Source organism: Paenibacillus sp. OT2-17 (genome assembly GCF_009827695.1).
Taxonomy (GTDB): domain Bacteria; phylum Bacillota; class Bacilli; order Paenibacillales; family Paenibacillaceae; genus Paenibacillus; species Paenibacillus polymyxa_B.
This window is the reverse complement of the sequence record NZ_WUDQ01000226.1, coordinates 1-5,569: the sequence shown is the minus strand read 5'-3', so window position 1 is coordinate 5,569 and position 5,569 is coordinate 1. Positions and strand designations below refer to the sequence as shown.

5 protein-coding genes are annotated in these 5,569 nt (G+C 47.7%); 4 read left to right on the top strand and 1 reads right to left on the bottom strand.

The genetic code is table 11. The features are described 5' to 3' along the window. The 4 genes from GRP75_RS18080 to nirD form a co-directional block, all read left to right on the top strand. A partial coding sequence (locus GRP75_RS18080) for a glucose PTS transporter subunit IIA (protein ID WP_160789968.1) occupies positions 1–883 on the top strand: 883 nt, incomplete at its 5' end. Next, on the top strand, positions 880–1,551 hold the full coding sequence (locus GRP75_RS18075) for a DUF4867 family protein (protein WP_023986897.1): 672 nt from the start codon (positions 880–882) through the stop codon (positions 1,549–1,551). The genes GRP75_RS18080 and GRP75_RS18075, both read left to right, overlap by 4 nt. A gap of 259 nt (positions 1,552–1,810) precedes the next feature. Beyond that, a complete protein-coding gene (gene nirB, locus GRP75_RS18070; protein ID WP_023986898.1) occupies positions 1,811–4,240 on the top strand; it encodes a nitrite reductase large subunit NirB in 2,430 nt (809 codons plus the stop codon). A gap of 39 nt (positions 4,241–4,279) precedes the next feature. Continuing rightward, entirely contained in the window at positions 4,280–4,609 is a 330-nt protein-coding gene (gene nirD / locus GRP75_RS18065; RefSeq protein WP_023986899.1) for a nitrite reductase small subunit NirD, read from the top strand. 71 nt (positions 4,610–4,680) lie between these two features. Here the strand turns inward: nirD and GRP75_RS18060 are convergent. Then, the coding region (locus GRP75_RS18060; protein WP_272917215.1) for an exosporium glycoprotein BclB-related protein at positions 4,681–5,569 on the bottom strand (889 nt) is incomplete at its 5' end.

Here is a 5,569-nt window from a genome sequence, read left to right as displayed (position 1 = left end):
TGCGCCTTCTAACTTTGCACAAGCAGGTGCGGCACTGGGTGTATTCCTTAAAACCAGAAATCCAAAAGTGAGAGCGATTGCCGGGCCTGCAGCGATAACAGGTTTGTTTGGCATCACGGAACCGATCATCTACGGGATTAGTATCCGCTACAAAAAACCGTTCGTATGGGCTATTATCGGGGGCGCTATCGCCGGGGCAATCACAGGTGCGGCGGGTTCCGTGGCGATTGCTCCAGGTATACCGGGCTTGGCATCCCTGCCGATATTCTTCGGCACAGGATTTGCCGGATTTGTAATTGCCATTATAGTAGCTTATATATTCACAGCCATTACTACGTATTTCTTTGGATTTAATGATTCCATGGAAACAGAAATGATTGCAGTCCATGAAGAGAAGAAAGAAGCTGCAACCCCAGCTCCTGCGCTAACGAACGAGAATATTTCCAGCCCGCTGACGGGTACTGTCAAACCGTTATCCGAGATATCTGATGAAGTGTTCTCTACTGGAGCCATGGGTAAAGGCGTTGCTATTGTGCCTGAGGATGGCAAACTGCTCTCTCCATTCAACGGAACTATAGCTAATGCCTTCCGTACAGGCCATGCGATTGGTATTGTATCGGATGGAGGAACGGAGATCTTGGTTCACATCGGTATGGACACCGTCAAGTTGAAAGGACAGCATTTTAAAACGCATATCTCAGAAGGGGATCGGGTTACCAAAGGTCAACTGCTGGTCGAGTTTGATATTGGAGCAATTAAAGCTCTGGGCTATGACATGACTACACCGATTATTGTGACGAATACAGCCGAATACTCTGACGTTAAGGTGCTGGGAAATAACCGAGTGTACACAGGAGATTCATTGCTGGAGGTCAAGCTATGAAGACTACGGAAAGACTAAATCAAATCAATGCACCTTTGGTTATTTATGAGGTAATGAGCGAAGCATTCCGCCCGTATGGAAGGCTGCTGCCTCATTTTAATACCACAGAGCTTATCAAGTATGCAAAAGAAACGACCAGCGTACCCGATCAGGGAAACCATTATGTACCTTCGGTCGCAGAACTCGAAGACTTCGGTGTAATTCACCGGATTCAAGATGAGGTGTACGGCCAACTTCCAATTCAGGCTGGTTTTTGCGCAGGTCAGAATACGGGTCTGACCGGGCTGGAATATCATCAGGGCAGCGAGGTGGTGATTGCCGCTACAGACTGTATTCATCTTGTCGGCAGAGTACAGGACATTGAGGACAATTCCTATGACAGTGCAAATGTTCAGGTGTTTTTTCAGCCTAAAAACACGGTTGTCGAGATATATTCAACGACACTTCATTATGCTCCCTGTAAAGTTGACAGTGAAGGATATTTGACGATTGTGATCCTTCCGGCAGGAACGAATATGCCACTTGAAGCGGGAGAAGGTAGCCGGGGGAACCTACTGCTGACTAAGAAAAATAAATTTCTTATGGTTCATAGTACACAGATGGAAAAAATCGCGGCTGGCGTCCATCCCGGGCTGCACGGGAAGTTGCTGAATATTTCTCCCATTTGAGTCAAAGTCCATCATTCATAAATTAAACTAAGGGACCAGCTAGCTGGTCCTTTTTTTTAACTCAATTTCAGCTGCTTACCTTTATCCCTTGAAGCAGAATAGGGAAATCCCTAAATATTTTTAATTTGAACTACATTGTGATTCTAATCACATATAGCTCTATCTGCTGCATTAAAATAGAAGCATAAGCAATATTCATAGGAACGTAGGAGATGTCGTCGGATAGGAAGCATCGTCGAATGAATGGAGGAACCGGTATATGATAAACAGTAAACAAAAACTTGTGGTTATAGGGAACGGGATGGCTGGTATCAATACGGTCGAACAAATTTTGAAATTAACGGATAAGTATGAAATTACGGTCCTGGGAAATGAGCCGCATCCGAACTATAACAGGATCATGCTCTCTTATGTGTTGGAAGGTAGTAAAACGATTGATGATATCATACTGAACGATTTGCAATGGTACGCGGATCAAGGGATTACTTTATATACAGGAAAAATGGTGAAAAGCATTGACGGTGAGAACAAGAAGATTCGCACCGAAGACGGACTGGAAATTGATTACGATGTAGCTTTGGTAGCTACTGGTTCACAATCATTTATTCTGCCTATTCCGGGTAAAGAATTACCGGGTGTCATCGGTTTCAGAGATATCGCCGATTGCTCGGCAATGCTTGAGGCAGCAAAGACCTTTAAAAAGGCAGCTGTCATTGGTGGAGGCCTATTGGGGCTGGAAGCAGCTAAAGGCTTGGTCAACCTGGGTATGGATGTTACGGTCGTTCATTTAATGGAGGATTTGATGGAACGCCAGCTGGACCGGGAAGCCTCTGCGATGCTGAAAACAGAACTAGAACGCCAGGGAATCAAGTTTGCTATGCAAATGCAAACTGCGGAGGTGTACGGTCAAGATCGGGTACAAGGACTGCGGTTTTCAGACGGAAGCGAGCTGGAAGCGGATTTGGTCGTTATGGCCGTCGGGATCAAACCTAATATTCAGGTGGCTGTGCAAAGTGGTATGGAAACGAACCGTGGTATTGTAGTCGATGATTTGATGAGAACCTCCGTGCCGGATGTATATGCTGTAGGGGAATGTGTTGAACACCGCGGAACCTGTTACGGCTTGGTAGCTCCGCTGTTTGAACAGGGGAGTGTAATTGCCAAACATTTGGCAGGTGCGGATACTGAAGGTTATATGGGATCGGTGGTTTCCACCAAGCTCAAAATTTCAGGGGTGGATGTTTTCTCAGCTGGCGAATTCATAACCCAGCCTGAACATACGGTGATTGTGGCAAAGGATGAGTGGAAGCGCACATACAAAAAAGTGCTGCTTCGTGAAAATAAGATTGTTGGAACTGTACTGTTTGGCGATGTGAGCGAATCTGCTAGCCTTCAAAAATATGTGCGTCAGCAAACATTGATGACAGATGAGATATATGGACAGATCATGGGTACTGGATGCAGCAAGGACGGGGCGAAATCATTATCCGCTGAAACGATGGCTGATGACGAAATTGTCTGTGGCTGTAACGGTGTAACCAAAAAGACGATTGTGGATGCGATTAATGATAATGGACTGACCACAGTCGATGAAATTAAGGCATGTACCGGAGCAACGCGTTCCTGTGGAGGGTGTAAGCCGGTTGTAGAGCAAATTCTGCAGTACGTTCTTGGAGACAGCTTCAAGACGTCAGCCAAGCAAGGAATATGTGGCTGCACAACTTTGAGTCGGGACGAGATTGTGGAAGCGATCAAAACCAAAGGGCTGACAACAACGCGTGAAGTTATGAATGTACTGGGTTGGCATAATGATGAAGGATGCTCCAAATGTCGGCCAGCGCTGAATTACTATCTGGGAATGATTAACCCGGATACCTATGAAAATGAGGGAGATTCCCGTTTTGTAAATGAGCGATTGCACGCGAACATTCAAAAGGATGGAACGTTTACAGTTGTTCCTAGAATGTACGGTGGTGTAACGACCCCAGAAGATTTGAAGAAGATAGCAGATGTTTCTCTTAAATACAACGTTAAGGTCGTTAAAGTAACAGGAGGACAGCGGCTGGATTTGATCGGTGTCCGTAAAGAGGATCTGCCTAAAGTATGGGAAGAACTCGATATGCCGTCGGGATATGCCTACGCGAAGTCACTTCGTACAGTTAAAACCTGTGTTGGATCACAATTTTGCCGGTTTGGCACACAGGACTCGATGGGAATGGGAGAAGTGTTGGAACGGAAATTCGAACGACTGGATTTCCCGGCAAAATTCAAATTAGCGGTTAATGGATGTCCACGCAACTGTGCGGAATCATGTACCAAAGATATCGGAATCGTAGGTAATGATGGGGGCTGGGAGATCTTTATCGGTGGTAATGGCGGTATTAAAGCGCGGTTGGCTGATTCACTCTGTAAAGTAAAAACCGACGCCGAGTTGATTGATATTGTAGGAAGCGTAATGCAACTCTACCGGGAAACAGGACAATACCTGGAACGTACTTCGGAGTGGGTGGAACGGATCGGTCTGGAGGAGATTCAGAAGGCTGTCGTTCATGATACAGATCATCGACAAGCTTTAGTAGAACGCATCGAATTTGCATTACAACAGGTCGAAGACCCTTGGAAAAAGATCATCAATGATGAGGATTCACGCAAAAATTTATTCGAGGTTGTCACCCCGTCTATTGTGTAATTGTATCTAAAATGCCTGAGGAAGGGAGCGATCAAGCAAATGATCAAAAATGCCGAATGGCTTGTCGTCGGTCATAGTAAGGATTTTCCGATCAGAATAGGGCGTACCATCCATATCAAAGGTACTGAAATTGCTGTTTTCCGCACTTCGGAGAATGAGCTTTATGCCGTTGAAAATAGCAGTCCTCATCCCAAAGGAGGTCCTCTTACAGAGGCTATAGTATCTGGTCATTATATCTATGATCCTTTATATGACTGGAAAATTGATCTGCAGACGGGCATCGTTCAAGAGCCTGATCACGGACAAATTAAAACGTTCGCCGTTTGTGAAGAGGGAGAAGAAGTAAAAATATCGTTCGAAACGGTTTAGTTCGTCTGTTGGAATACAAATAAAAAGGGCTCGACAGGAACAATCCTGTGGGGCCCTTTTTTCGTCTTGGATCAGGTAATGGTAACGCCTGCGCTTGCATAACCTACGATAGTGTTTACGAGGGAAAGTCCCGTAGCTGTTGCAGAGAAGACAAGGAGCAGACGAGTCTGTGCGGTTACGGGGATAGCCAAACCAGTAGTAATGCCGCTAGAGGTCGTTCCCAAAGCAACAATGCCATTCAGTGGAGGGGCCAATGTAACGATAGCTCCCGGAACTGCTGTGAAAGTGTTATTAGGTGTTGGGGAACTAAACAGCTGGGCAGTAATTGCCGCAGTTGAACCCACGAGAGTTAATGCAGCTGTTGTACTGAAGTAACCAGTAATAGATGTAATTACGCCATCCCGTGGTACGGAAAAAGCAAAGTTAATCAGAGGTCCTACAAGTGTACCTGTCAGGTCTATGACCCCGCCTACGAGGCTAATACCTGTTGCTGAGCTCCCAAAGCCGATCAAACTTGTGGTTCCTACCACTCCGCCAAGAACAGTTGTCAGTATAGCAGGTCCTCCTGAAGCAAACGGGATGATGGCTCCCGAGCCGGTGGCTCCGGTAATCCCTGTAACGCCCGTAACACCCGTGGCTCCAGCAGGCCCTATGGCCCCGGCTGGCCCGACCAATCCATCCGCGCCCGTAGCGCCCGTGGCGCCTGTCACACCCCCGGCAGGGCCCGCAGCACCTGTAGCGCCGACAGGTCCGGCCGGGCCTTCCGGTCCAGCGGCGCCGATAGGCCCGGCGGCGCCAACAGGTCCAGCCGCTCCAATGGGCCCCGCAGGCCCCACGGGCCCGGCAGGGCCAACAGGTCCGGGCGCTCCGATAGGTCCAGCGGCGCCGATAGGTCCGGGAGGCCCTTGTGGCCCTGGTCCACCTGCGGGTCCAGGCGCACCGCCGGGTCCCACAGGTCCA

Excerpts from the sequence above, each read along its gene's own strand:
- GRP75_RS18075 (WP_023986897.1), top strand. The coding sequence starts at position 880 with ATGAAGACTACGGAAAGACTAAATCAAATCAATGCACCTTTGGTTATT.
- nirD (WP_023986899.1), top strand. The coding sequence starts at position 4,280 with ATGATCAAAAATGCCGAATGGCTTGTCGTCGGTCATAGTAAGGATTTT.
- nirB (WP_023986898.1), top strand. The coding sequence starts at position 1,811 with ATGATAAACAGTAAACAAAAACTTGTGGTTATAGGGAACGGGATGGCT.